At 60.0% G+C, this 26,018-nt stretch carries 24 protein-coding genes; 16 read left to right on the forward strand and 8 right to left on the reverse strand.

The features are described 5' to 3' along the window. The first annotated feature begins 218 nt into the window (after positions 1 to 218). From B7E11_RS15875 to B7E11_RS15885, 3 genes are all read left to right on the forward strand, one after another. On the forward strand, positions 219 to 1,778 hold the full coding sequence (locus B7E11_RS15875; protein ID WP_080836363.1) for an extracellular solute-binding protein: 1,560 nt from the start codon (positions 219 to 221) through the stop codon (positions 1,776 to 1,778). Between the two features lie 128 nt (positions 1,779 to 1,906). Continuing rightward, complete coding sequence (locus B7E11_RS15880; RefSeq protein ID WP_420830670.1) at positions 1,907 to 2,851, forward strand: ABC transporter permease; 945 nt, start codon at positions 1,907 to 1,909, stop codon at positions 2,849 to 2,851. A gap of 20 nt (positions 2,852 to 2,871) precedes the next feature. Then, complete coding sequence (locus B7E11_RS15885) at positions 2,872 to 3,747, forward strand: carbohydrate ABC transporter permease (protein ID WP_080836367.1); 876 nt, start codon at positions 2,872 to 2,874, stop codon at positions 3,745 to 3,747. Between the two features lie 89 nt (positions 3,748 to 3,836). Here B7E11_RS15885 and B7E11_RS15890 read toward each other — a convergent pair whose 3' ends face one another. Beyond that, positions 3,837 to 5,462, reverse strand: coding sequence for a PucR family transcriptional regulator (locus tag B7E11_RS15890; RefSeq protein WP_080836369.1), 1,626 nt, complete (start codon positions 5,460 to 5,462; stop codon positions 3,837 to 3,839). A 244-nt stretch (positions 5,463 to 5,706) separates the two neighbouring features. On the opposite strand from B7E11_RS15890, the gene B7E11_RS15895 reads away from it, so the two are divergent. From B7E11_RS15895 to B7E11_RS15910, 4 genes are all read left to right on the forward strand, one after another. Next, a complete protein-coding gene (locus tag B7E11_RS15895; RefSeq protein WP_080836371.1) occupies positions 5,707 to 7,083 on the forward strand; it encodes an allantoinase in 1,377 nt (458 codons plus the stop codon). Beyond that, on the forward strand, positions 7,053 to 8,414 hold the full coding sequence (locus B7E11_RS15900; RefSeq protein WP_080836373.1) for a Zn-dependent hydrolase: 1,362 nt from the start codon (positions 7,053 to 7,055) through the stop codon (positions 8,412 to 8,414). Before B7E11_RS15895 ends, B7E11_RS15900 begins: the two co-directional genes overlap by 31 nt. Then, the gene (locus tag B7E11_RS15905; protein ID WP_080836374.1) at positions 8,401 to 9,636 is read left to right on the forward strand and encodes a pyridoxal-phosphate-dependent aminotransferase family protein; all 1,236 of its coding nucleotides are present in this window, start codon (positions 8,401 to 8,403) and stop codon (positions 9,634 to 9,636) included. Before B7E11_RS15900 ends, B7E11_RS15905 begins: the two co-directional genes overlap by 14 nt. Positions 9,637 to 10,151: 515 nt before the next feature. Then, the gene (locus B7E11_RS15910; protein WP_080836376.1) at positions 10,152 to 10,784 is read left to right on the forward strand and encodes a YigZ family protein; all 633 of its coding nucleotides are present in this window, start codon (positions 10,152 to 10,154) and stop codon (positions 10,782 to 10,784) included. A gap of 15 nt (positions 10,785 to 10,799) precedes the next feature. Here the strand turns inward: B7E11_RS15910 and B7E11_RS15915 are convergent, their stop codons facing one another. Further along, the gene (locus tag B7E11_RS15915) at positions 10,800 to 11,201 is read right to left on the reverse strand and encodes a secondary thiamine-phosphate synthase enzyme YjbQ (protein ID WP_080836379.1); all 402 of its coding nucleotides are present in this window, start codon (positions 11,199 to 11,201) and stop codon (positions 10,800 to 10,802) included. Positions 11,202 to 11,472: 271 nt separating this feature from the next. Here B7E11_RS15915 and cysT point away from each other — a divergent pair, with 271 nt between their 5' ends. From cysT to B7E11_RS15945, 6 genes are all read left to right on the forward strand, one after another. Further along, complete coding sequence (gene cysT / locus B7E11_RS15920; protein WP_240353463.1) at positions 11,473 to 12,279, forward strand: sulfate ABC transporter permease subunit CysT; 807 nt, start codon at positions 11,473 to 11,475, stop codon at positions 12,277 to 12,279. Further along, positions 12,276 to 13,070, forward strand: coding sequence for a sulfate ABC transporter permease subunit (locus B7E11_RS15925; protein ID WP_080836383.1), 795 nt, complete (start codon positions 12,276 to 12,278; stop codon positions 13,068 to 13,070). Before cysT ends, B7E11_RS15925 begins: the two co-directional genes overlap by 4 nt. A gap of 51 nt (positions 13,071 to 13,121) precedes the next feature. Then, complete coding sequence (locus B7E11_RS15930) at positions 13,122 to 14,189, forward strand: sulfate/molybdate ABC transporter ATP-binding protein (protein WP_080836385.1); 1,068 nt, start codon at positions 13,122 to 13,124, stop codon at positions 14,187 to 14,189. Between the two features lie 51 nt (positions 14,190 to 14,240). Next, the gene (locus B7E11_RS15935; RefSeq protein ID WP_080836387.1) at positions 14,241 to 15,329 is read left to right on the forward strand and encodes a sulfate ABC transporter substrate-binding protein; all 1,089 of its coding nucleotides are present in this window, start codon (positions 14,241 to 14,243) and stop codon (positions 15,327 to 15,329) included. A gap of 174 nt (positions 15,330 to 15,503) precedes the next feature. Then, positions 15,504 to 15,881, forward strand: coding sequence for a helix-turn-helix domain-containing protein (locus B7E11_RS15940; protein WP_080836389.1), 378 nt, complete (start codon positions 15,504 to 15,506; stop codon positions 15,879 to 15,881). A 99-nt stretch (positions 15,882 to 15,980) separates the two neighbouring features. Continuing rightward, positions 15,981 to 17,045 (forward strand): GNAT family N-acetyltransferase, encoded by a 1,065-nt coding sequence (locus tag B7E11_RS15945; protein WP_080836391.1) that lies wholly within the window; start codon positions 15,981 to 15,983, stop codon positions 17,043 to 17,045. A 59-nt stretch (positions 17,046 to 17,104) separates the two neighbouring features. Here B7E11_RS15945 and B7E11_RS15950 read toward each other — a convergent pair whose 3' ends face one another. Together B7E11_RS15950 and B7E11_RS15955 are read right to left on the reverse strand one after the other, a co-directional pair. Beyond that, positions 17,105 to 17,908, reverse strand: a complete 804-nt coding sequence (locus B7E11_RS15950; protein ID WP_080836393.1) for a Cof-type HAD-IIB family hydrolase — start codon at positions 17,906 to 17,908, stop codon at positions 17,105 to 17,107. Positions 17,909 to 17,996: 88 nt separating this feature from the next. Continuing rightward, positions 17,997 to 18,851 carry an alpha/beta hydrolase gene (locus B7E11_RS15955; RefSeq protein ID WP_080836394.1) on the reverse strand — a complete coding sequence of 285 codons (855 nt, stop codon included), beginning with the start codon at positions 18,849 to 18,851 and terminating at the stop codon, positions 17,997 to 17,999. A 378-nt stretch (positions 18,852 to 19,229) separates the two neighbouring features. Between B7E11_RS15955 and B7E11_RS15960 the strand changes: the two genes are divergently transcribed. From B7E11_RS15960 to mgrA, 3 genes are all read left to right on the forward strand, one after another. After that, on the forward strand, positions 19,230 to 20,576 hold the full coding sequence (locus tag B7E11_RS15960; RefSeq protein WP_080836396.1) for a GH1 family beta-glucosidase: 1,347 nt from the start codon (positions 19,230 to 19,232) through the stop codon (positions 20,574 to 20,576). A gap of 222 nt (positions 20,577 to 20,798) precedes the next feature. Then, on the forward strand, positions 20,799 to 22,562 hold the full coding sequence (locus B7E11_RS15965; RefSeq protein WP_080836399.1) for a B12-binding domain-containing radical SAM protein: 1,764 nt from the start codon (positions 20,799 to 20,801) through the stop codon (positions 22,560 to 22,562). Between the two features lie 19 nt (positions 22,563 to 22,581). Next, entirely contained in the window at positions 22,582 to 23,580 is a 999-nt protein-coding gene (mgrA, locus tag B7E11_RS15970; RefSeq protein WP_080836401.1) for an L-glyceraldehyde 3-phosphate reductase, read from the forward strand. A gap of 81 nt (positions 23,581 to 23,661) precedes the next feature. On the opposite strand, the gene B7E11_RS29625 is transcribed toward mgrA, so the two are convergent. The 4 genes from B7E11_RS29625 to B7E11_RS15985 all read right to left on the reverse strand — a co-directional run bounded on the left by B7E11_RS29625 (position 23,662) and on the right by B7E11_RS15985 (position 25,999). Then, positions 23,662 to 23,808, reverse strand: coding sequence for a hypothetical protein (locus B7E11_RS29625; protein WP_176220785.1), 147 nt, complete (start codon positions 23,806 to 23,808; stop codon positions 23,662 to 23,664). Between the two features lie 13 nt (positions 23,809 to 23,821). Beyond that, positions 23,822 to 24,340 (reverse strand): MogA/MoaB family molybdenum cofactor biosynthesis protein, encoded by a 519-nt coding sequence (locus B7E11_RS15975; RefSeq protein WP_080836404.1) that lies wholly within the window; start codon positions 24,338 to 24,340, stop codon positions 23,822 to 23,824. A gap of 105 nt (positions 24,341 to 24,445) precedes the next feature. Continuing rightward, entirely contained in the window at positions 24,446 to 24,934 is a 489-nt protein-coding gene (locus B7E11_RS15980; protein ID WP_080836406.1) for a hypothetical protein, read from the reverse strand. A gap of 90 nt (positions 24,935 to 25,024) precedes the next feature. Continuing rightward, positions 25,025 to 25,999 carry a type I phosphomannose isomerase catalytic subunit gene (locus tag B7E11_RS15985; RefSeq protein WP_080836409.1) on the reverse strand — a complete coding sequence of 325 codons (975 nt, stop codon included), beginning with the start codon at positions 25,997 to 25,999 and terminating at the stop codon, positions 25,025 to 25,027. Positions 26,000 to 26,018: the final 19 nt, after the last annotated feature.

The raw sequence follows: 26,018 nt of genomic DNA on the forward strand, positions 1-26,018 counted from the left end.
CATCCGGATGCATTCCGGGCGGCCGTCTTTTTCATTTCGTTGACGATTCGAGAGCGGTCCGGGTGTCATTTTGGCCGAGAATAATCATTTTTTCACGCGGGCCGGCCGGACGGCTCGACCTGAGCAAAGGATTGTATACGCAACCGTTCGCCGGGGTGTAGTGTTCAAGGTGCAGGACCGGAAATCCAATTTCAAAAAAAGATGGAGGTCTACGAAACATGAACAGAAAGCCTTTATCGCTCGCGCTTTGCACGGCGACCGCGCTTGCCATGCTGCTCGGGGCGTGCGCCACCGGGGGAAGCAATAACGCGTCGCCGTCCGCATCCGGCGGAGCGGCGCCTTCCGGCGCGAGCCCGAGCGCAAGCGCGGAAGCGCCGGCGGACGAAAAGCCGACCGAAATTACGATCATGCTGCCGCTCAACACGGCGGAGACGCCGCCCGACCGCATCAAAACCGAAGTCGAAAAGCTCACGAACACCAAGCTGACGTATCAATTTTTCCCGGCGGACACTTACGAAGAGAAATTGAACTCGTCGTTCGCCACCGGAACGCTGCCGCAGGTCACGTATTTGAAAAACTCCACGACGTTCCTGCTCATGAGGGAAGCGATCAAGGACGGCCAGTTCTGGGAAATCGGGCCTTACCTGTCGGAGTTTCCGAACCTGAGCAAGCTGAAGCCGGAAATTTTGGACAATACGAAGGTCGAAGGCAAGCTGTACTCGCTGTACATCGGCCGCCCGCTGGCGCGCCAGGGCATCATTTACCGCAAGGACTGGGCGGACAAACTCGGCATCCAGCCGCCGGCAAACGTCGACGAGCTGTTCGAAATGGCGAAAGCGTTTACGGAAAAAGATCCCGACGGCAACGGCCAGGCGGACACGATCGGCATCGTCGACCGCAACGAACTCGTCTACGGCGCGTTCAAGACGGTTTCGGCCTGGTTCGGCACGCCGAACTACTGGGGCGAGCAGGACGGCAAGCTGCTGCCGGAGTTCATGTTCCCGCAGTACGTCGAGACGATGGACTTCTTCAAAAAGCTGCGCGACGGCGGCTACATGAACCAGGACTTCGCGGCGACGAGCAAAACCGACGCGGTCAAAATGTTCACGAGCGGCAAAGCCGGCATCTATATCGGCGGCTCGATGCAGGATATCGACTCGCTGAACAAGGATCTTATCAAAAACGTGCCGGAAGCCGTCCTGGACGTGCACAGCATGGTGGCCGGTCCCGACGGCGAGCTTCGCCAATGGATGATTCCGGGCTACAACAACGTCATTTTGTTCCCGAAAACGGCCGTCAAGGACGAAGCGGAGCTGAAAAAGATTTTGGCCTTCTTCGACAAAATGATGACGCCGGAAGTGGCGAATCTCATGTACTGGGGCATCGAAGGCGTCCACTACACGGTCGTCGACGGCAAAGCGAAGGTTTCCGACGACAAGGAGCTCGTGGAACGCGAAGTCAAAGGCTACAAGGACAGCGTCATCGGCGAGGCCGCGACGAACGGCATGTACGAAAGCCTGAACGAGCTGCCGGGGCGGATTCATGCCGAACAGCTCATCGTCGAAAACGAGAAAATCGGCGTCAAGGACCCGACGGCCGCGCTCGATTCGGCCACCTATGCCGAGAAAGGCGTGGAGCTGCAGCAGATTATGACGGATGCGACGTATCAGTACATTTACGGGCAAATCGACAAGGCCGGCTTCGATAAAGCGATCGAAAGATGGAAAAAAGACGGCGGGGACAACATCATCGAGGAATTCAACGCCGCCAGGCAGTAACGGCGACCAGCACCCGATGATCCGACCCGGCATCTCCTTCGCGGAGCTTTCGAACGGGAAAGCTTTCCGCGAAGGAGATGCCTCTCGCGCTGACCGACCTCTTCTAAGGATGTGGAGTTATGGAGGAAATGGCTGTCCGCTCGCAGGCCGCTCTCAGGGAGCGCACCAAGAGCGAGCGGAAAAAACGCATGTGGAGAAACCGCTGGATTTACGTCATGATTTTGCCGGGCTTGCTTTATTTTCTGATTTTCAAATACGTCCCGATGTTCGGGCTCGTCATTTCGTTTCAGGATTACAAGCCGTTCAAAGGCATTTTGGGCAGCGAATGGGTAGGCTTCGAGCATTTCGAGCGCCTGTTCACGATGCCGGATTTCTGGCAGATTTTATCCAATACGCTTATTTTGTTCGGCATGAACCTCGTCTTTTATTTCCCGGTGCCGATCATTCTCGCGCTCATGCTGAACGAAGTGCGGACCGCGTTTTTCAAAAAGTTTTTCCAATCGCTCGTTTATTTGCCCCATTTCATGTCATGGGTCATTATCGTTTCGATCGGCTACGTCATGCTGACGATGGACGGCGGGATTATCAACGAGCTGCTTGTCATGCTGGGGCTGCCCAAAATCAACTTCCTGCTCAGCCCCGAATGGTTCCGGCCCACGTATATCGTCCAGGTTATCTGGCGCGAGGCGGGGTGGGGGACGATCATCTATTTGGCGGCCATCGCCTCGATCGATCCCCAGCTGTACGAGGCGGCCCGGATGGACGGCGCCGGACGGCTGCGGCAGATTTGGCATATTACGCTGCCGGCGATCCGGAGCGTCATTGTCGTCCTTTTGATCTTGAAAATTGGCGACGTGCTGGAGCTCGGGTTCGAACATGTGTACCTGCTGCTCAACTCGATGAACCGCAATGTCGCTGAAATTATCGATACGTACGTCTATACCGCCGGCTTGAGGCAAATGCAGTTCAGCTACAGCGCCGCGGTCGGATTTTTCAAATCGGCGGTCGGCCTCGTGCTGGTCATGGTCGCGAACCGCCTGGCCAAAAGATTCGGAGAAGAAGGCATTTACTAAAAGCGAAGGAGAGGCTGCTCATGGTAGAAGACCGAACGTTTGGCGGGCGCCTGTTCTCGATCGTGAATTTCGCGCTGCTTGCCGTCATCGCGCTCGTGACGGTGCTTCCGTTCGTCCATGTCGTGGCGGGCTCGTTTACGACGAACGCGGAAATCGCCGCGAAGAAGTTCATTCTCGTGCCGACCGTCTGGAGCACGGAAGCGTACCGCTTCATTTTCTCGACGCCGACGATTTTTCGCGCGATGGCCGTATCGATCGGCGTCACGCTGGTCGGAACGCTGTTCAGCATGCTGATCACGTCGCTCATGGCGTACGGCCTGTCGCGGCGGGACCTGGACGGCCGGGGAGGCCTGATGTTTCTCGTCGTCTTTACGATGCTGTTCAGCGGCGGGATGATTCCGACGTTTCTCGTCGTCAAGGAGCTGGGGCTGATCGATACGTACGCCGCGCTCATTTTGCCGTCGGCGATTACCGCGTTCAACATGATCATTCTCAAAAACTTTTTCCAGAACATTCCCGAGGGGCTGGAGGAATCGGCGAAAATCGACGGCTGCCACGATTTCGGCATTTTGTTCCGGATCGTGCTGCCGCTGTCCATGCCGGCGATCGCGACCATTTCGCTTTTTTACGCGGTCACGTACTGGAACACGTATATGAACGCCATTTTGTATTTGAACAAAAGCGAAATGTGGCCGATTCAGGTGCTGCTGCGCCAAATCGTCGTGCTGGCGAGCGGCATGGACTACAGCTCGAATCTCGATTCCGCGGTGCCGCCTCCGGAGCAATCGGTCAAAATGGCCGTCATCGTCGTCGCGACGCTGCCGATTTTGCTGGTATACCCGTTTTTGCAAAAGCATTTCGCCAAGGGAGCCATGCTCGGCTCGATCAAAGGATAGGACAGGCCGGCTGTCCCCGAACCGGCTTTCAAGCCGACGGGGACAGCTTCGTCGTTTGAGGGGGCGGTTTCGCCGTTGCAGCTGGAAGCCTACTGCAGCTCCCGAAGCAAAAAAGCGAGCCGAAGCCGCAGCGAATCGTTCGGATCCCGCAAGCTGCGCCCGGTCAGCTTCTCGAACTTGGCCATGCGGTAGGCGACCGTGTTCCGGTGAATGTACAGCCGCTTCGCGGTTTCGGCGATCTGGCCCTGCGTTTCGAGAAACGCCCGGGCGGTGTTCAGCAATTCCTCGCGCTCGCCCGGCTCCACGTTCGCAAGCGGCCGGAAAGATTCCGCCACAAAGTCGCGCCGCGCTTCTTTCGGGATCATGCCGAGCAGCCCGGCGACCTCTTTTGCCCGATAAATTTGCACGAATCTCGTTTGCCTCCCCCGGTAACCGAGCTCAAGCGCGTTTGCCGCTTCTTTGAAAGCGCCCGGAATTTGCGTCAGCTGCTCCGCCGGGTTGCCGATGCCGAACGACAGCGAAACGCGGTCCGCCGAAAACAGGCTTTCCTGAAGCTCGGCCAATTCGCGGGACAAAAGGGCGACCCCGGAAGCCGGCTGCCGCTCCCACTCCACCAGCAATACGTACCGTTCCTTTTTGTTGAACATGACGAACTTCCGCTTGCGCTCGGACAGCATCGTTTTCAATCGCTCGTAAATGTAGTCCCGTTTTTGGAACTGGCTGTCGTCGGCTTCCCCCGTGCCCGGGTCCGTTTGGGCGGCGACGCACAAATACGGGACCCGATCCTGCAGTCCGTAGCGCTTCCCCGAATGCAAAATTTCCGCGGCCGAACCGAATCGGCCTTCCACCAAATTATCGAAATATTCGTTTTTGAACCGGCGGGTGCGTTCGCGCACGGCCTGCTGCTTCATCAGCTCGAACCCGATCACGTTGGCGGCCTGTTCGACGGCGAGGCTGGGCAGCGGCGACCCGTCCATTCGCGCCGCATTGACCAAAACCATGAAATACGTTTGCTGCGGCAGCCGGATCCGGTAAAAAAAAGCTTCCGGCCCTTCTTCGGTTTCGTCTGCCGGCAAACGCAAGCCGACCGTTTCGGCGTCCGAGTCCGGCTGCCCGGCCAGCATGCGGCGCGATTGCTCCCGCAGCTGCCCGAATACGGCATCGGGAAGCGGCCCCGAGCCGAATATCGTCTCGCAGCGGTGATTCATCAGCAGGGCGGTGCCTTCGACGACGCGCGACAGCGCCTGGATGACGGCGGCGATTCCGTGACCTTGCATGATCATCCGGGAAAAATCGCGGTGCAGATCGATCGCGTAGTGCAGCTCTTCGTTGTGCTTTTCCATCATGCGGCTCAGCGAGGCTTGAAGCAGCTCGCCGAGGGAAGGCTCGAGCGCGAGCTCGATCAGCGGAAAGTCCAGCTCGTCGGCCAGGTCCAACGCGCTCTGCGGGATTTCGTGCAAAAACCGCTTGAGCTTGATGCCGAGGCCGGCGCAGCCGTTTTCGGCCATCTGCCGGATCAGTCCGGCCAGCTCCTCCGGCTTGTCGCGCATGGCGTACCCTGTCGTGAGCAGCAGATCATTCGGCTTGAGAAAGCCAATGATATCGGGCGCATCCATCATGTTGACCGATTTGACCTGCCGCGCCGCGCCGCCTTTGCCGGCGAGCAGGCGGGCGCCGCGATAAACCGGCAGCTTGAGCAGTTCTTGAAGCTGCATGCGATCCCCTCCGGAACGAATTTATGTTAAATAAAATTACATAAAAAAAGGTTTGTCTTTAGAGAATTATGCAACAAAATATGGGCTTGTGCAATTCAAACAATTAATTATGTTACCTTTGTGCACATTGTCTATTGTTTTGACTTCTATTTCTGCTAAGATGAAATCAACTGGCGTTCGAAATGTTACTATTCGTGACAAATAGGCGAACCGCTGTTTGACCGGAAGGATGGGAGGAAATCGGATGGCAGCCAAGTACGATTTGGTGATCAAGGGCGGCCGTGTCGTGCTGGACGACCGAGTCGAGCGTACGGATATCGGGATTCAGGGAGGCAAGATCGCGGTTTTGGGGACCGTTCCGGCGGAAGAGGCGGAGACGGCGCTCGAAGCGGAAGGGCTTGTCGTCGTGCCGGGCATGATCGACGTTCACGTTCATTTCAACGAGCCGGGCATGGCGCATTGGGAAGGGTTTCCGAGCGGCTCGGCGGCGCTCGCCGCGGGCGGCTGCACCGCTTACTTCGATATGCCGCTCAACGGCCTGCCTCCGACGACGACGCTGGCCGCGCTGGAGGAGAAGAAGCGGCTGGCGAAAGGACGTTCCCGCGTCGACTACGCGTTTTGGGGCGGCCTCGTTCCCGGCAACCTGGAGGAGCTCGCGCCGTTGGCGGAAGCGGGCGTCGTCGGCTTCAAAGCGTTTATGTCCGCGGCCGGCGGCAAGGAGGAAGGAGCTTTCCGCGAGGTGGACGACGCGACGCTGTACGCCGGCATGCGGGAAATCGCCCGGCTCGGCAAAATATTGGCGCTGCATGCCGAAAGCGAAGCCGTCATCCGGGCGCTCGCCGCGGACAAGGCGAGCCGCGGCCTCGCCGGGCCTGCCGATTATTTGCAGACCCGGCCGGTTTACGCCGAGGTCGAGGCGGTGCGGCGGGCGTTGTTTTTCGCGGAGCAGACGGGCTGCCCGCTTCATTTCGTGCATATCAGCAGTCCGGAGGCGGCGGAAGAGATCGCGCGGGCCAAGCGGTCGGGCCTGGACGTTACGCTGGAGACGTGCCCGCACTATTTGACGCTGACGGGCGATGCGCTCGAGCAGGCCGGACCGGTGGCGAAATGCGCGCCTCCGCTGCGCACGCAAGCGGAAGTCGAAGGGCTGTGGGCGGCGATCGCGCGGGGCGAAATCGACATGATCGCCTCCGACCATTCGCCTTGCCCGCCGGAGATGAAGACGTCCGCCGACTGGTTCGAAATCTGGGGCGGCATTTCCGGCGCGCAAAATTCGCTGGAGCTCGTGCTCGGCGAAGGCCATGCCGCGCGGGGGCTCGAGCTGCCGCTGCTTTGCCGGCTGCTCTCGGGCGGTCCGGCGCGGCGGTTCGGGCTCGGCCCCCGCAAGGGACAGATCGCCGTCGGCGCCGACGCGGACTTGGCGATCGTCGATTTTTCCCCGTATGTCCTGCGCAAGGAACACCTGCATGACCGGCACAAGCAGAACGTCTACATCGGCAAAACGATGCGCTGCCGCGTGCAAACGACCGTTCTGCGGGGCAGCGTCGTCTACGATCGGCATGGCGGCGTTGCGGACGCGGCGGCGGGCGAATGGTTCGGCCCTCTGGCGACCGGAAAGTGATCGACGACAACACGGACAAAGGGGGGCTTGGCGTGACCGACAATAGCGCTCGCGAACGCCTCGTGACGGACGCCGACCGCGTCCGGTTCAGGCGGGAAATAACGGAGGCCGTCGAATGGCTGGCCCGATACGGGGCGGACGAGGCGGGCGGCGTCACCCGGCTTTTGTACGACGCGGCGTGGAGCTCGGCGCAGCGGGCTCTGGCCGAAAAAATGGCGGCGGACGGCCTGCGGCCTTATTTCGATGACGTCGGCAATCTGTTCGGACGCCTGGAGGGCCGAAAGCCCGGGCTGCCGAAAATCGTGACCGGCTCCCACGTCGACACCGTCGTCAGCGGCGGCAAGCTGGACGGGGCGTACGGCGTGCTCGCGGGCATGATCGCGCTGAAGTTTTTGCGGGAAAAATTCGGCCCGCCGCTGCGAACGCTTGAGGCCGCGTCGCTGTGCGAGGAAGAGGGAAGCCGGTTCCCGCTGACCTATTGGGGCTCGGGCAACGTTTGCGGAAAATACGACATCGCCTCCGTGCCGAACCTGTGCGATGCGGACGGAGTTTCGTTGAAGGAAGCGATGGAAACGGCCGGCTTCGGCCTGGGCCTTCACGCCTCTCCGCGACGGAACGACATTGCCGCGTTTATCGAGCTTCACATCGAGCAAGGCTATGTGCTGGAGCGGGAGGGGCTCGCCCTCGGCATCGTGGACGGCATCGTCGGGCAAAGGCGGTTCGCCGTTCGCGTGGAAGGCGCGGCCAATCATGCGGGCACGACGCCGATGCCGGGCCGCCGGGACGCCGTTGCCGGAGCGTGCGAGATGATCGGCTGGCTGGAGCGGGCGGCGCTTGCTCGCGAGGACGGGCTCGTCGCGACGGCGGGACGCCTGGAGGTTCGCCCGAACGTGGCCAACGTCATTGCGGGCGAAGCCGTTTTTTCCGTCGACGTTCGGGATAAGGACGCCGGGGAGCTGGACCGTTTCTGCGGGGCGTTCCGGCAGTCGTTCGCGGAAATCGCGGCAAGGCGCGGCCTGTCGGTCGAGGTGTCGGAATGGATGAACGCGGAGCCGGTCCGGATGAGCGAGGAAATGAACCGCGCGATGATGTCCGTCTGCGAGGCGGCCGGGTATTCGTACCGCTCGATGTACAGCGGCGCCGGGCACGATTCGCAGGTGTTTCGGGGGGCGTTTCCGACGACGATGCTGTTCGTCCCGAGCCGGGACGGGATCAGCCATTCTCCGCTGGAGCACACCGAGCCGGAGCAACTGGCCGACGGAATCGCCGCGCTTGCAGAGTGGCTGTTTTTGCACGCCTACAAGGAGGAATTTATCCATGAAAAAATATAGAGACCTGGCCCCGTCGCAGCGCATCATCATGACCCCCGGCCCGGTGGAGGCGGATCCGCGCGTGCTGCGCGCGATGGCGACGCCGATTCTCGGCCAGTTCGATCCCGAGTTTACCGGGCTGATGAACGAAACGATGGAAATGGTCCGCGAGGTGTTTCAAACGGCGAATACCCAGGCGTTTCCGGTCGACGGCACGTCGCGCTCCGGGATCGAAGCGGTGATGGTCAGCCTGATCGCGCCCGGCGAAAAAGTGCTCGTGCCGATTTTCGGCCGCTTCGGCCATCTCCTCGTCGAAATCGCGGAACGGTGCGGCGCGGAGGTCGTCACGCTGGAACGGGAATGGGGAACCGTGTTCGATCCCGAGGAGGTCATCGCCGCCATCCAGCGGGAGCGCCCGGACGTCGTCGCGATCGTGCACGGGGAAACGTCGACGGGCCGGATGCAGCCGCTCGAGGAGATCGGCAAGGCCTGCCGGGAACTCGATATTCTGTTCATCGTCGACGTCGTGGCCACGATCGGCGGCACGGACGTCAAGACGGATGCTTGGCGGATCGACGCGGCGATGGGCGGCACGCAAAAAAACATTTCCGTTCCTTCGGGGCTCGCGCCGATTACGTTCAACGAACGGGCGGAGCGAAAAATCAATTCGCGCAAACGGGTCGAGCGGGGCATCCGCAATCCGGATACGGATGTCGAACTGTCGGGCCGCATGATCCAAAGCAACTACTTCGACTTGAGCCAGCTGATGGACTATTGGGGCCCGCGGCGGCTCAATCACCATACGGAAGCGACCTCGATGCTGTACGCGCTCCGGGAGGGGCTGCGCATCGTGCTGGAAGAGGGACTCGCGGAACGCTTCGCGCGTCACCGGCTGCACGAGCGGGCGCTGATGGCGGGCCTTGAGGCGATGGGCCTGACGCTGTTCGGCGATCCCGCCTGCAAGCTTCCGGTCGTCACCTGCGTGAACATTCCCGAAGGGATCGAAGGCGAGTCCGTCCGGCAAATGCTGCTGGAGCAGTTCGGCGTCGAAATCGCCAGCTCGTTCGGCCCGCTCGCCGGCAAAATCTGGCGCATCGGGACGATGGGCTACAGCTGCCGGCAGACGAACGTGCTGCACGCGCTCGGCGCTCTCGAGGCGGCGCTGCTTCGCCACGGCGCGGCGATCGACGCCGGCAAAGCCGTGCAAGCCGCGCTGGACGTTTATATGGCGCGGCGCCCGTAAACCCTGCGGCGCCGGACCGCATTTCCGGCGCCTCTCCAGCGGCTCCGCCGTCGCGGCCTCGACCTGGCCCTGCTTAAACTGGCCGTTCATTTGGGCACGGCGCAATCGAGCCGGGCTAGGAACCGCCGCAGCGGAACCTCTCTCTTGAATTTCAGGGCAGCGGTTCGGATACATTCTGATAAAGATAACCATTTGGTGACATACTCATACGGATAACGCAGGAGGTGATCGATGAAATGAGCACAAAAACCAAGCCCGACAAAAACAACCCGAAAAATAGTCCGTCGCGATCGAATGACCCGAACGATCAAGGAAGACCCAGGGTGCAAAATCATTCGAAGTAAAGCTGAAATACGTAGCTGAATATGACGAAAGCATAACCAAGCCCGGTATTCGTGACCGGGTTTTAATTTTGGGAAAGCCTAAACCACGCGTACGGAGCGCGCCCCGAAATTCCTGTATAATAGACGTTATACGATCTATTAGGTTCGCCTCACGACGAAAGGAAGATTGGAATGCTGTCCAGATACGCAACGGTACGGGATTACGGAAACAGCGAAATCGTCATCAAAAAATCGCGTTTTATCGGTCACGCGCGGCCGGTGGAGAGCGAGGAGGAAGCGGTCGCTTTTATCGAATCAATCAAAAAGCAGCACTGGAACGCCACGCACAACTGTTCCGCCTACGTCATCGGAGAGCGCGACGAATACCAGAAGGCGCTGGACGACGGGGAGCCGAGCGGCACGGCGGGCAAGCCGATTTTGGAAGTGATCAAGCACCGGGGATTGAAAAACACGGCGGTCGTCGTGACCCGGTATTTCGGAGGCATTCTGCTGGGAGCCGGCGGTCTGGTCCGGGCCTATACGGATGGAGCGGTCGCCGGCATCGACGCCGCAGAGCCGATCGTCAAGGTGCTGCACCGGGAAATCGCCGTCGACGTGGACTACACCTGGTACGGCAAGCTGGAAAACGAGCTCCGGCAAAAAGGCACCCGTCTCGGCGACATTTCGTTCACCGATCGGGTGCGCGTCGTTTGCCTGCCGGAAGCGCCCGAAGCCGAGCGCTTCGCCGCCTGGATGACCGACCTGACCCAAGGGCAAGCGCGGATCGAGACGGGGGAGGAAAAATATTTTATCGAAGGGGAGTAAGTCGGCCTTTAACTTTCAACCTTTTAACCCCTTCACGATGTACTCCCGCGATCTCGGCCCGTCGAATTCGCAGAAGTAAATGCCCTGCCAGCGGCCGAGCAGCAGCCGTCCGCCCGCCACGATAACGGTTTGGGACGTGCCGGTCGTAATCGCCTTCAAGTGCGAGGCGGTGTTGCCTTCGGCGTGCCGGTACTTCGGATGCTCCCACGGGTAAACTTCGTCGAGGCGCATCAGGACGTCCCGCTTCACGTCGGGATCGGCATTTTCGTTGATCGCGATCCCCGCCGTCGTATGCGGGCAATAGACGACGACCGCCCCGTCTTCGATTCCGAGCTTCGCGACGGCGGAGGCGACCTGTCTCGTAATCTCGATCATTTCGTCGCGCCTGGACGTTTGCAGCGTTTCGCGGTGCAGCATAACCCACCCGTCCTTTCCTTCCGTTTATCCCCATTATAGCGAACAACCCGCCCCCTGAAAAATAAAGAGTTCCGGTCACGCGAACGTGCCGTCGTTCGTATGATTTATAATGGAAAATTATCGTTTCCATCGATTGTGCTGATTTTTAGGAAATTTCGTCATTTTTCAATTGACGCGAGAAGCGGTGTTCTGCTACATTAACAATACCTACTGTTTTAATAGGAATTATGTTTTCGGCCCATATCCCGGGAGGTTCGCATACGTGACCAACATGCTGCGCAGCCGATGGTGGAGCTGGGGATTCCGCAGCGCCGTCATGCTCTATTTCGTTTTGTTGATCGTTTTTCCGATTCTCGGCATTTACGGCCAATCGCTTTCCGATGGCTGGGACGCTTTCGTCCGCAACCTGACCGAGCCGCTGGCCTGGAAGGCCGTCATGCTCACGGTGAAGCTGGCTCTGGTCGCCACCGTCGTCAACGTGCTCATCGGGACGATGGCGGCTTGGGTGCTGACCCGCTATCGCTTCCCCGGAAGAAGCTTGCTGAACAGTCTCGTCGACTTGCCGTTCGCGCTTCCGACGGCGGTCGTCGGCCTGATGATTCTGCTTCTGCTCGGACCGAACAGCTGGGTCGGCCAGGGCGCCGACAGGCTCGGCTTTACGATTTTGTTCCATGAGCCGGCCATCGTCGTGGCGATGGTATTCGTCACGTTTCCGTTCGTGATCCGCGCCATTCAACCGCTGCTGGAAGAACTCGACGCTTCGGAGGAGGAGGCGGCCTATACGCTCGGAGCGTCCAAAGCGAAAACGTTCTGGAGGGTCCTTTTTCCGAGCATGGTGCCGGGCATCCTGAGCGGGGCGATGCTGGCTTTCTCGCGGTCGCTGGCGGAATTCGGCGCCGTCGTGCTCGTCGCGGGCAACATCCCCGGCAAGACGCTGGTCGCGTCGGTTTATATTTTCGGGGAAATCGAAAGCGACAATCCGGCGGGCGCCGCCGCCGTTTCCGTCCTGCTGCTCACGTTTTCCTTCGTCATTCTCTGGGTCGTCAACTACGTGCAGACGAGGAGGATGAACGGATGAGGCGGCTTTGGATCGGACTTACGTACGCCGTTTTCGGCTTGCTGCTCATTATTCCCGTCTTCCGGATCGCGGTCGGCGCCTGGGAGGAAGGCTGGAGCGGCTTCGCCGCAGGAATCTCGAGGCCCGAGGCGCTGCACGCGCTCATGATGACCGGCATTATCGCCGTTGTCGTTACGCTGATCAATACGTTGTTCGGCGTCATGCTGGCGATGTATCTCGTGCGCGCCAAATGGCTGCGCCCGCAGCTCAAGCGGCTGCTGAACAGCATCGTCGACCTGCCGTTCGCGGTATCCCCGATTATCGGGGGCCTCATGATCGTGCTGCTGCTCGGTCCCGAAACGGCGCTCGGCGCGCTTCTCGGCCGGGCGGGAATCGATATCGTCTACGCGCTGCCCGGCATGCTGATCGCGACGCTGTTCGTCACGTTTCCGCTCGTCATCCGCGAGGTGATGCCCGTGCTTCAGGAGATCGGCTCGCAGCAGGAGGAGGCCGCGCAAATGCTCGGCGCCTATGCGTGGACGACGTTTTGGCGGGTGACCTGGCCTTCGATCCGATGGAGCGTCGTCTACGGCGTCGTGCTGACGGTCGCGCGTTGCTTGGGCGAATTCGGCGCTGTGCTTGTCGTATCCGGCAACATATTGTTCAAAACGCAAACGGCGACGACCTTGGTGTATCAGGACGTGGAAAACTTTAATTTGACGGAAGCCAATTCGGTCGCTCTCGTGCTTGCGGCCGCCTCCATCGGCTTGCTGCTCTTCATGGAATGGGCGAAATCGAGGAAAGCGGACTGAAGCGGGCGCGATCGAACGATAAATAGAAGAGAAAGCTGGAGGGGTGCAGCCATGCATGTGGAAGTTCGCGGATTGAATAAAAAGTTCGGGGAGTTTCAGGCCGTTTCCGACGTTCATTTCGATATCGAAAAAGGTCAGCTGATCGGTTTGCTCGGACCTTCCGGCGGCGGCAAAACGTCCATTCTTCGCATGCTGGCCGGGCTGGAGACGCCGGACTCCGGCGATATTCTTTTTCATGGCAAACGGGTTAACGACCTGCCGCCTCAAGAGCGCGGCATCGGCTTCGTTTTCCAAAACTACGCCTTGTTCAAGCATATGACGGTCGCGGAAAACATCGCCTTCGGACTCGAAGTCAAAAAGTGGACGAAAGCGAAAATCAAGGACCGCGTCGGCGAGCTGGTGGAATTGACCGGGCTCGTCGGCTTCGAGAAGCGCTATCCCCATCAATTGTCCGGGGGCCAGCGGCAGCGCGTGGCGTTCGCCCGAGCGCTGGCGCCGGAGCCGCAGCTGCTGCTGCTCGACGAGCCGTTCGCGGCGATCGACGCCAAAATCCGCCACGAGCTGCGCTCCTGGCTGCGGGAAATGATCGACCGTCTCGGCATCACCTCGATTTTCGTCACGCACGATCAGGACGAGGCGATCGAGGTCGCGGACGAAATCATGATTATCAGCAAGGGGCGGCTGGAGCAGAAAGGCACTCCTTGGGAAATTTATAAAGATCCGCAAACCCCGTTCGTGGCGGGCTTTATCGGGGAATCCACCGTCGTCGAAAATATTTCGGCCCTGAACGGCTTCGAGGATGTGGCCCTATGGCCGGGCACGCGGGCGCTAATCCGCCCCGAATACGTCGAGGTCGGGTTGCGGGACGATTTTACCCAGCTGCTGTCCGCGACGGTTCCGGGGCGCGTGAGCCACATTCATTTCCGGGGAAGCGAATGGCTCGTCGAGGTCGAGGTCGGGGACAACAAGCTGGTCACCTATCGCTCCCTGGAAAAGGAAGTGCTGCATGCCGGGGACGAGGTGCTCGTGCTCGTGCACCGGGCTTATCTGTTCAACGACAACGACAGCTGGGTGATGGAAAATAAATTGAAGGCAAGTCCGATTGCCTTCGAAATTTAAACGATCGACGGGCGGCGGGAGCCTTCGAAGGCACCGCAAGGAGGAAACGGAATGAGACGGGGAAGCCGCGCGCCATTCCGCCGACGGAAAGTCGGACTAGCCGGATGGGGCGCATTCATATTGCTGTTGGGCACGATTGCCGGATGCGGCGGCGGCGGGCCGTCCTCGGGGACGACCGGATCCGGCGGGGGCGAGCAAGGCGGCGTGACGCTTGTCGTCGGGGCGTACTCCGTCGCCAAGGACGCCCTGCAGGAAATTATGCCGCTTTTTCGCGAACAATGGAAAGCGAAGACGGGGCAGGACGTCAGGTTTCAGGAATCTTACGAAGCGTCGGGGACGCAGGCGCGCTCGATCGCCGGCGGCTTCGAGGCGGACGTCGCCGTGCTGTCGATGGAAGGCGACATGGACAAAGTCGCAAACGCCGGCTTCATGCGCGCGAACTGGAAGGACGATTCGGACAACGGCGGCATGATCACGCGTTCGATCGTGGTGATGGGAACGCGCCCGGGCAACCCGCTCGGCATTTCCGACTTCGACGATTTGACGCGCGACGACGTGAAGGTGCTCTATCCGAATCCGAAAACGTCAGGCGGTGCGCAATGGGATATCAACGCGCTGTACGGCTACGGGCTGAAGAAGTCGGAGGAGGAGACGGGCGCCAAAGACCCCGCTTACGCGAAGCGGTTTCTGGAAGACGTGCACCGCAACATCGAATCGATGGATAAAAGCGGGCGCGCGTCGATGGCGGCTTTCGAGTACGGCGTCGGCGACGTTATCGTCACTTACGAGAACGAGCTGCTCGCGCGTATGGCCCAGGGCGTCGATTACGACATCGTGACGCCGAGCCGGACGATTCTGATCGAGAATCCGGCCGCCGTCGTCGACGTCAATGCGGATCGCCACGGCGTGCGGGAGGTTGCCGACGCGTTCGTCGCCTTCCTTCACGGGGAGCAGGCCCAGCAAATTTTCGCCGAGCACGGGTTTCGCCCGGTGCACGAAGAAACGGCGGCCAACTGGAAGGACGAATTCCGGCAGCCGGACGATTTGTTCGACATCGGCTACCTGGGCGGCTGGGACGAAGTACGGGAAACGCTGTATTCGAGCCGCGGCGTCTGGTACCAGGTGCTCGCGGGAATTTAATCGCAAGGCTTCGGGAGCCGCCCTCAGGGGCGCTCTTTTTTATTTTTGCGTTGGCCGCCGGTGTCCGGAAAAACTTGACATTACGGCAATAGCGGTTAATATTATTGAAAATTCTTCATCTTTATTTGGACCCGGAACTAAATCTTTTATACTATTTTTAAAGGGGCGGTGCCGATGGCCGAAACGTTCGGAACCCGGCTCAAGCAAGCCCGCAACCGGAAACGGATGACCCAGAACGAAGTTGCGGACAAGCTGGGAATCGATTTTACGACGATTTCGAAGTACGAAAACAACAAGTCCCAGCCGGACAACGACATTTTGCGGGAAATGGCATCGCTATACGAAGTGTCGCTCGATTGGCTGCTCGCCGGCGGGAAGAAGGCCGAAAGCGGCGAGGAAGCCGGCAACCGAATTTGCGTGGGAGGCATCCGGGAAAACCTTACCGACGAAGAAGCCCGTTATCTTCTGGACAGCCTCGAAATGTTCCGGTTGTTGAAAGAAAAGCGGGAGCACGACCGAAAAAGGAAGAAAAGGGGCGAAAAGGACGGATGATCCGCCGTCGCTTCGCGGATACTGAAACGTAGCGCTTTCTCGCACGTATACTGTAGATTGGAAACATTCATTCGTCCAAAAATTTCAGGGGGTTTTCCATTGGCTAAACCGAATTCCATCCGCATCGTGCAGCTGCTTCTTTATTTCAAACTGGCTTTATTCGCCTTTATCCTTATTGTCGCCACGCTTTTGCTCGTCGTTCCGGACGGCGCCTGGAGCGGATGGAACGAATACAAGGCCAATACGATAACGACGATGTTCGGCTTTGATAATCCGGAAGAGTATAGACCCCAGCATCTCGGCGTCGTGGCGGTCAATCTGGCGCCTTCGATTTTGGGGATCATTCTGACGCTCGTCGCCATCGCCAGGAAAAAGAGAATGCTTGCGATCGTCTTGTCGCTCGTCGTGTTCTGGTTTTCGTCCAACAACCCGCTTCAGCTGCTGCTGTCGCTAATCATTGTCGTGCTGCTTCTGCTGCGCCCCGCTCGCCTTTATTTCGAAGGAGCGGCTTCGGCGCCCGGCGTTTCGCCCGGCAGGCAGGCGGCTCCGATCGACGTGACGGGAGAGGCCGCGGAAGACGAAGCGGACGCAGTGCCGGCAGCCTCGGCCGGAACGAGCGCGCGCGATAAGCTCCCGGATCCGCAGCCGGCCGCCAACTCCGAACCGAAGCCGAGAGCGAACCCGGATATCGAAATCCGGAATGCCGGTCCGGAAGACGCGGACGAGCTGTACGCGGTCACTCAAGCCGCTTTCGAGGAATACCGGGTGGCGGTGCCGCCTTCGAGCGCGCTCGAGGAAACGGCCGGCCAAATCCGCGCCCTGCTCGAAGAGGAGAAGGAATTCGCCGGCATTCTGTACGAGGACGAAACCGCCGTCGGAGCGGTCAGGTACCGGTTCGAGGGCAACGCGGTCGTATTTTCCCGGCTGTCGGTCGTTCCGTCCCGGCGCAAGCGCGGCTACGCCCGGAAGCTCATGGAATGGGGCGAACGCCAGGGCGTCGCCAAAGGCGCGGAAATCAGCCGCTGCAAAGTTCGGCAAACCGTACATAAGAACCTCGTCATGTACGAGAACATGGGCTATGAGGTCGCGGACCAGGAGCTTGTCGTGCGCCCGGCCGGCACGGTCAAGTTTCTGACGCTGGAGAAGCCTCTCGGACCGAAATAAAAAGATCAAGCCCCCGCGTGCCGCCGTATTCGGCGCCGCGGGGGCTTTTCGCTTGCGTTTCAGGCGTTCAAAATGAATTTCTCCAGCACGTGGCGGACGCCGTCCTCGTTGTTGCCGAGCGTAACGAAATCGGCCAGCTCCCGCAGCGCGGGCACGGCGTTGGCCATCGCGACGCCGAGACCGGCCGCTTCGATCATCTCGCGGTCGTTCCAGGCGTCCCCGATGGCGATCGTCTGCTCCATCGGGATTCCGTAATGCTCCGCGAGAAAGCGGAGCGCGTGGCCTTTGGTCGCTTCGCGGTGCACGAATTCCAGATAGTGCGGCTTCGAGGTCGTCACATGGACGTCTTCTCCGACGATCGGCCGGAGGACGGGGGCCAGCTCGAGCAGCCGCTCCGGCTCGTCGATGATCATCAGCTTGATATGATCTCCCGCCGGCAGCCGGTCGAAATCGGGCTCCACGGTATAGGGAATGCCGGATTGCCGGGCATAAGCGACAATCTTGTCGCCTTCGTCGAAGGCGTACAGCCGGTCGCGGATGTACGTTTGCAGGTGAAGCCCGCGTTCGCGCGTATAGTCGTACAGCTTGCGGGCGACTTCCCGAGGCACGAAACGCTCGTACAGCACCTGCGGATCGAGCAGGTTGCGAATGAGCGAGCCTTGATACGTAATGATGGGGACGTTGATGCCGACCTGCTCGGCTACCCGCTTGGCGGAAGCGAACATGCGGCCGGTCGCGATCGTCAGGTGCGCCCCTTTCGCAATCGCTGCGGCCATGGCCGCTTTCGTCTCGTCGCTGACGGTTAAATCGTCTCTCAGCAAGCTGTCGTCAAGGTCCATGGCCACCAATTTATACGTTGTCATCGGTTCCGGTTCTCTCCTTTTTCTCTTATCGTTCTCTCCATAGATTGTACCGGAACGGACGGGGATGGTACAGAGGGGGCTGACGGGCTTAGGACAAGCGTTCCGCGCCCATGCGTTCGTCCAGCCAATCCCTGATCGCGGCGAAAACCCGCTCCCGCCCGGTTTCGTTGTGCAGCTCGTGCTTGAAGCCCGGCCATTCCCGGAAGGAGCACAGCGGTCCGGCGGCGTTTGCGAATCGCGCGCTGGAAACGAAGGACGTGACTTTATCGTCGTCTCCGTGCATGAGCAGCAGCGGGACGGACAGATCCCCCGCATGCTGGAGCGCCCACAGCCCGGCCCGCTGCACGCCGAAGAAAAAAGCGGCGCTGATCAGGCCGTGTCCGAGCGGATCCTCCTTCAGCCGGCGAATCATGTCGGGATCGGAGCTCAATCGCTCGGGAATCATCGGCCGATTGTTGGAAAAGGTCGGCCGGATTCGTTCCAGCATTCGCCCGACGACGACCTGCAGCGGCGGGGGACTGAAGGAAAGCGTAAGCCAGGGGCTCGTGACGATGGCGCCCGCGATGGCCGGCTTGCGGCGCAGCACGTAGTTCAGCGTCACGTTTCCGCCCATGCTGTGCCCGTACAAAAACAAAGGGACCCCCGGACAGCTCCGCCTCGCGTCGTCCAGCATGCGGTCCACTCCTTCGAACAGGGCTTCGTAGGAAGGCGTATGCCCCCGTCTTCCGGCCGTGCGTCCGTGTCCGCGCTGGTCGAAGCCGAACACCGCGAACCCGGCTTCCGTAAGCGTCTCGGCGACATGCGCATAGCGCCCGATATGCTCCCCCATCCCGTGCACGATGGCGACGACGCCGCGGACGGAAGCGCGTTCGCCGGGTCTCCATTCGCACGCAAACATGCGGCTGCCGTCGGCCAATACCCACTCGTAGCTTCGGTTGTCCATTCGGTCCTCCCCTTCGTCTGTCCTGCTTGCCGCCGCCGGACGGCGTGCGCCGATTCTCTTTTCTTTTTAACGCATTTTTCCTTTCGTTGCAATTCAAAGGCGAATGAGGGCCGAACGCAATAGCTGCTGGAGGGGACGGGAGGCGCCGTGTACGAGCGGGGAGAAGACGCGCTGGAACGCGGCATTCCCGCCGTGCAGGAATTTCTCGACTCGATCGGGACGCTCGCCCGGGAGCTCCCCGAAAAAAGCGCCTAACCCGAATAAATAGTAAGCAAAATCGCACAGAAAAAAGCGGGCGTTCTTCCCGGGAACATGTTAAAATCGGGATAGAAAACGTTTTACATGCACGTATTTATTCTCTGTGCGGAGGTAGGATCGATGGCAAAATTAACGTTTCCGGCCGATTTCGTCTGGGGGACGGCAACGGCTTCCTATCAAATCGAAGGGGCATACCGGGAAGGCGGCAGAGGGCTTTCCATTTGGGATACGTTTTCCCATACGCCCGGCAAGGTGGCGAACGACGACAACGGCGACAGGGCATGCGACAGCTATCATCGCTACGAGGAGGACGTCGCCCTGCTCAAGGGGCTCGGCGTCAAAGCGTACCGGCTGTCTATCGCCTGGCCGCGCGTATATCCGACCGGGGACGGCGAGCTCAATCCGGAAGGACTGGATTATTACCGGCGCGTTCTTTACGCGCTGCTGGCGGCCGGAATCGAGCCTTGCGTCACGCTGTATCACTGGGATTTGCCGCAGGCGCTTCAGGACAAGGGCGGCTGGGCGAACCGGGATACGATCGACGCGTTCGTCCGCTATGCGGAAACGGTGTTCAAGGCATTCGACGGAAAGGTAAAGCAATGGATAACGTTTAACGAGACGTGGTGCGTTTCGTTTTTGTCCAACTACCTGGGAGCCCACGCTCCCGGCAACAAAGACCTGCAGCTGGCCGTAACGGTTGCGCATAACTGCATGGTGGCCCACGGGGAGGCGGTCAAAAAGTTCCGCTCTCTGGGCGTGAAGGGCGAAATCGGCACCACCCACAACCTGTACTGGTACGAACCGTACACGACGCGCGAGGAAGACGTCGAGGCGGCGCGGCGGCAGCGGGCGTGGAACAACGAGTGGTTTATGGAGCCGACGTTCAAGGGAACGTATCCGGCGTTCATGGTCGACTGGTTCCGCGAGAAGGGCGCCGAGGTGCCGATCGAGCCGGGGGATATGGAGACGATCGCGCAGCCGATCGATTTTATCGGCGTCAACTACTACAGCGGCGGTTTCGGCCGCTACAAGCAGGGCGAGGGCCTGTTCGACTGCGAGGAAGTGCAGCTCGGCTTCGACAAGACGTTCATGGACTGGAACGTGTATCCGGACGGACTGTACAAGGTGCTGTCGTGGGTGAAGGACGAGTACGGGGACACGCCGATCTACATTACCGAAAACGGCGCCTGCTACGAGGACGAGTTGACCGCCGACCATCGGGTGCACGACGAGCTGCGAACCGAGTACTATCGCAAGCACTTCATCCAGTGCCACCGGCTGATCGAATCGGGCGTTCCGCTCAAGGGTTATTTCGCCTGGTCGCTGCTGGACAATTTCGAGTGGGCGGAAGGCTACCGCAAACGCTTCGGCATCGTGTACACCGATTACGAGACGTTCGCGCGCTATCCGAAGGACAGCTATTATTTCATCCGGCAGGTCATCGCCGACGGCGGGCTGGACGTGTAAAAGCCATTTGACAAGGGACGGCTCCCGCGCTTCGGGAGCGGTCTTTTTTTAACTATTTGCAACGAAGATGACGTGTTTCGCGAAAACACCGGTTTTGATTGGACAAAATCCAACCAAGCTTCGCCTGCCCCGGCATCGACCGGCGGATCGATTTCTTTTGTTTTTTCGCTGCGATTTCCGGTACAATGAAGAGAATGCTTCGATTTGAAAAGAGGTTCTGCCATGAACGTCGTGCTGGCGACGCTGAACGCCAAATACATTCACACTTCCCTGGCTTTGCGCGTGCTCAAGGCTTATTGTCGGGACGAGTTCGATATCGAGCTCGCCGAATACACGATCAAAGATCCGGCGATGACGATCGCCTCCGATTTGTATCGCCGCAAGCCGGACGTGATCGGGTTCTCCTGCTACATCTGGAACATCGAAGAGACGATCGTCGTCATCGACATGCTGCGCAAGGTGATGCCCGACGTCAAAATCGTGCTCGGCGGCCCGGAGGTTTCCTACGATACGGAGTATTGGATGAACCGGCTGCCCGCGGTCGATTTCATCGTCATGGGCGAGGGGGAGGAGACGCTGCGGGATTTGCTGCGGGAGCTGGCGGGAGACCGCAAGTTCCACTTCGTGTTCGGGCTCGCCTACCGCAAAAACGGCGAAACGGTCATCAATCCGGGACGCCCGAAGCTCGACCTGAATGCCCTCCCTTCGCCTTACCGCTTCAAGGAGGATTTGCCGTCGCTCGGAAATCGCGTCGTTTATTTCGAGACGAGCCGGGGCTGCCCGTTTAGCTGCCAGTTCTGCCTGTCGAGCATCGAGGTGGGCGTCCGCTATTTCGATATGGACCGGGTCAAATCCGATCTGCTCTATTTGATCGACAGCGGGGCGAAGCTGATCAAATTCGTGGACCGGACGTTCAACATCAAGCGCGATTACGCGCTGGAAATTTTCCGGTTTTTGATCGACAACCACAAGGGCTGCGTGTTTCAATTCGAAATTACCGCCGACATCATGCGGCCGGAGGTGCTGGATTTTCTCGCGGAGCACGCGCCGCCCGGCATTTTCCGGTTCGAAATCGGCGTGCAGTCGACGAACGATCCGACCAATCTGGCGGTCAAGCGCCGGCAAAACTGGACGAAGCTTGTTCGCACGGTAACGAAAGTCAAGGAAAGCGGCAAAATCGACCAGCATCTCGACCTGATCGCCGGACTGCCGCACGAAGATTACGACACGTTCCGGAAAACGTTCAACGACGTGTTCGAGCTTCGGCCGGAGGAGCTGCAGCTCGGATTTCTCAAAATGCTGCGCGGAACGGGACTGCGGATCGACGCGGACAAGTACGGCTACGTCTATTCGGATCGCGCCCCGTACGAAATGCTGGGCAACGATCGGATGCCGTTTTCCGATATCGTCCGCATCAAGCGCGTGGAGGATGTGCTGGAAAAATACTGGAACGCGCACCGGATGGACCGCACGATCGAATATTTGGTCGGCCGGGCGTATCCGTCGCCGTTTGACTTTTTCCAGCGGTTCGGGGATTATTGGGAGGAACGCGGCTGGCAGCGGATCGGGCATCAACTGGAGGACTTGTTCGTCCGGATCTGGTCGTTCCTGAAAGAGGATGCCAACCCCGCCCTGGATCTTGACGTCACGCTCGGATTGCTCAAAATCGATTACTTCCTCCAGCATAAATACAAGCCCCGCAAAATCTGGTGGGAAGATCGAATGGACAAGGACGCCTGGTCCGGTCATTTGAAGGCGGCGGCGGAGCGGCTGGGTTTGGATCAAAGGGAACTCGCGAAAAAGGCGGTTCTCGAATACGTTCCGTTCGATTACGCCGCCTGGTCGGGGGAAGGCCGCATCGACCGGGAGAACGGCACGCTGCTCGCGGTGCTTTACGGCGGAGAGGAAACGCCGCCTCAATTGCTTGCGCTTCCTTCGCCCTTAGGCAAGGCACAGCTTTCGGAAGCGGGCAAACCTATCGAATAGCCGGAGAGGAGCAAGGAACATGGTTTATGTGGCAAGCGAGGAACGGTATCAAGGCATGAAGTACAATCGCTGCGGACGCACCGGATTGAAGCTGCCCGCGATTTCGCTCGGCCTGTGGCACAATTTCGGCGGCAACGACAAGTTCGAGAACGGCCGGGCCATCGTAAGAAGAGCGTTCGACCTTGGCATTACGCACTTCGATCTGGCGAACAATTACGGTCCGCCTCCGGGATCCGCCGAGGAAAACTTCGGCCGCCTGCTCGCGACCGACTTGAAGCCGTATCGCGACGAGCTGGTCATTTCGACGAAGGCGGGCTACTATATGTGGCCGGGACCTTACGGCGATTGGGGCTCCCGCAAATATCTCGTCTCCAGCCTCGATCAAAGCCTGAAGCGGATGGGGCTCGACTACGTGGACATCTTCTATCATCATCGCCCCGATCCCGAAACCCCGCTGGAGGAAACGATGGCGGCGCTGGACCATATCGTCCGTTCCGGCAAGGCGCTGTACGTGGGCATCTCGAATTACCGCGCGCCGGAGGCCGCCAAGGCGATCCGGATTTTGAAAGACCTGGGCACGCCGCTGCTGATCCATCAGCCCCGCTACAGCATGTTCGACCGCTGGGTCGAGGACGGACTGCTCGACGTCCTGGAGGAAAACGGCGTCGGCTCGATCGCCTTCTCGCCGCTCGAGCAAGGCTTGCTGACGAACAAATATTTGCAGGGGATCCCGGAAGACTCGCGGGCTGCCGGAGCCTCCGTGTTTTTAAGCGAATCCAACATAACGCCGGACAAGCTGGACAAAGTGCGGCGCTTGAACGAAGTCGCCGCGGAGCGGGGCCAGACGCTCGCCCAGATGGCGCTTGCCTGGGTGCTGCGCGGCGGCCGGGTGACGACTGTGCTGATCGGCGCGAGCCGCGTCCAGCAGGTGGACGACAACGCCGCGACCGTCAACCGCCTCGACTTCACGGCCGAGGAGCTTCAGCGCATCGAAGACATTTTAAAAGGCGAGCAGTAAAAGGAGAAGAGGCGGTCCCAAGAGGTCAAACCGACCCCCGGGGCCGCCCTTCCGTTTATAGACGGAACACCGACATGGATATCAGCGCGTAACCCGACCAACGCGCCAGCTTGCGGTCCGCGGCACCGGCGAAGGGGCTGAAGCCGTCCGGCGGATCCGAAGCAGGCCCGATCCCGCGAGCAGCGCCCACACGAAAAAAGCCGGCACGAAAGCGGAGCGTTCGGACATGCCGCAAATCCCCCTAACGGTCCTTATAAATTTCCCGCATCACGTGTCCGAGCTCCGGCACGATGAGCCGGGTCATGGCCAGCCTCACGGCTCCCGTCGAGCCCGGCATCGAAAAAACGGCGGTTCGCCCGATCGTGCCGGCGATGGCCCGCGACAATATGGCGGCCGAACCGATATCCTCGGCGAAGCTCAGGTAGCGAAAAATCTCCCCGAACCCGGGCATCTCCTTGTCGAGCAAGCTTTGCACCGCTTCGCAGGTCGTGTCGCGGGCGGCGATTCCCGTTCCCCCGTTGAGCAGGACGGCTTCGACGTCGGGCCTGTCCGCCGCTTGCTTCACTTCGCTTCGAATCCGTTCGAATTCGTCGGGAACGATGATCCGGTCGACGACCCGATAGCCGCCGTTCTCCAGCAGCTCGCGGATGAGCTGCCCGCTTTTGTCCGTTTCGGGCGTGCGGGTATCGGATACGGTAACGATCAGGCAAGAGACGGTTGCCGGCGCTTCGCTGCGATGCTGTTCGGTTGAAGTGCTCATTTCGCAACTCCTTCGTTCGATAAAAATAAGGCCGCCAATCCGTATCGGGTGACAGGGGTTGACGGCCGCGGGAAAATTTTTTCGACGTTCTTTCCGGCGTTCTTTTTACAGGCGGGTTTCGTCCCGGCCGGCATCGGCGTATTCATCCGACGGTTCGCTCGGCCGTTCGTCCGCCGGGGCCGCTTCTTCGCTTTTCGTCCGGACGAGCCGGTCCGTTGCGGCGGGCACGAGCAGCGTCATGGCGTAAGCCAGCGTCATCCAAATCGAAAAAGCGTGAAGCTGGCTTTCGTCCAAATCGGAGAAAACGCGGCTGCGGTTCCAGATGGCCAAGGCGCTCAGCAGCAGGCCGATCGAAGCGGCAATATAGCCGAAACGGGTAGCCGAGCCGCGCTGGCGAAACAGCCGCAGCCTTACGATCAGCGATAGGCCGATGAGCACGAGCAGCGTCAGCGCCTCGAGCAAAAACAAGGAAGAGCCGAAATGGGAATCGTCCGTGCCCACCAGAACCCAATCCCCGAAAAGAATGAAGAATAGCGTGGAGATGACCCACATGGCAAGGCCGAGTCCCGTTAATACCAACGTTTGGCGCAGCATTCGTTTCCTTCCTTTCGCGCGGCAGGCGCGGGAAATGGCGGAGGCCGACAGCTTGAACGATCGTGCCTCCGCATGACCGACGAAGTCGTGTTACTCGGGAAGACGGCTGCGCAGCACCGTCATTTTGCCGTCGAGCGCGTATGAGCCCAAATTGGCCGGAAGCAGGAAGCAGTCGCCGGCTTTGGCCTGCAGCGATTCGCCCGACCAGCGGATCGAGCCTTCTCCGTCCGCGACGATCAGCACGACGAAGCTGGACGGATCGGTGGACAGCTCCCAGGCGCCGTCGACGACGCCTTTGTCCGTCGTAAAGTACGGAGATTGCGCCAGGTTCAGCCATTGTCCCGGGGCGGCGCCGTCGGTTTCCATCCGGCTTGCCCCGGCTCCTTCGTAGGCGATGACGTTAAGCGAATCCTCGATATGGAGCTCCCGCGGTTTGCCGTCGAGTCCGGGCCGGTCGTAATCGTACAACCGGTAGGTCGTGTCGGAGTTTTGCTGAATTTCCGCGACCAGCACGCCGGAGCAGAGCGCGTGGACGGTTCCCGCGGGGATGTAGAACGTATCGCCCGCCTTGACGGGCACCTCCTGCAGCGTATCCATGATGCGGTTTTCGGAAATGGCTTTCGCCAGCTCTTCCCGATCGACGCCGGGCTTCAGCCCGTAAATGATTTTGGCGCCCGGTTTCGCGTCCAGCACGTACCACATTTCGGTTTTGCCGAGTTCGCCTTTCGGCAGTCCCTCGTAGCTGTCGTTCGGGTGAACCTGCACCGAAAGGTCGTCGTTGCAGTCGAGCAGCTTGATCAGCAGCGGAAAGCGTCCGTTGCCGGACAGCGCGCCCCGGTCGCCGAACCATTCCGCGCCGACGGTCTCGCGGATCCGGTCGAGCCCTTGGCCGGCCAGTTCGCCGTTCAGCACGTGGGATACGCCGTTCGGGTGGTCGGCGATCATCCAGCCTTCGCCGATATGGCCTTCCGGCACGTCGAAGCCGAAGCGCTCCAGCGCGCGTCCGCCCCAGACGCGTTCTTTGAATTCCGGTTTGAAATGCAAGGGATAAGGTTTGACGGTCATGCGGGTAATCCTCCTCTAA

Origin of the sequence: Cohnella massiliensis (assembly GCF_900169535.1) — a bacterium.
Lineage (GTDB): Bacteria > Bacillota > Bacilli > Paenibacillales > Paenibacillaceae > Cohnella > Cohnella algarum.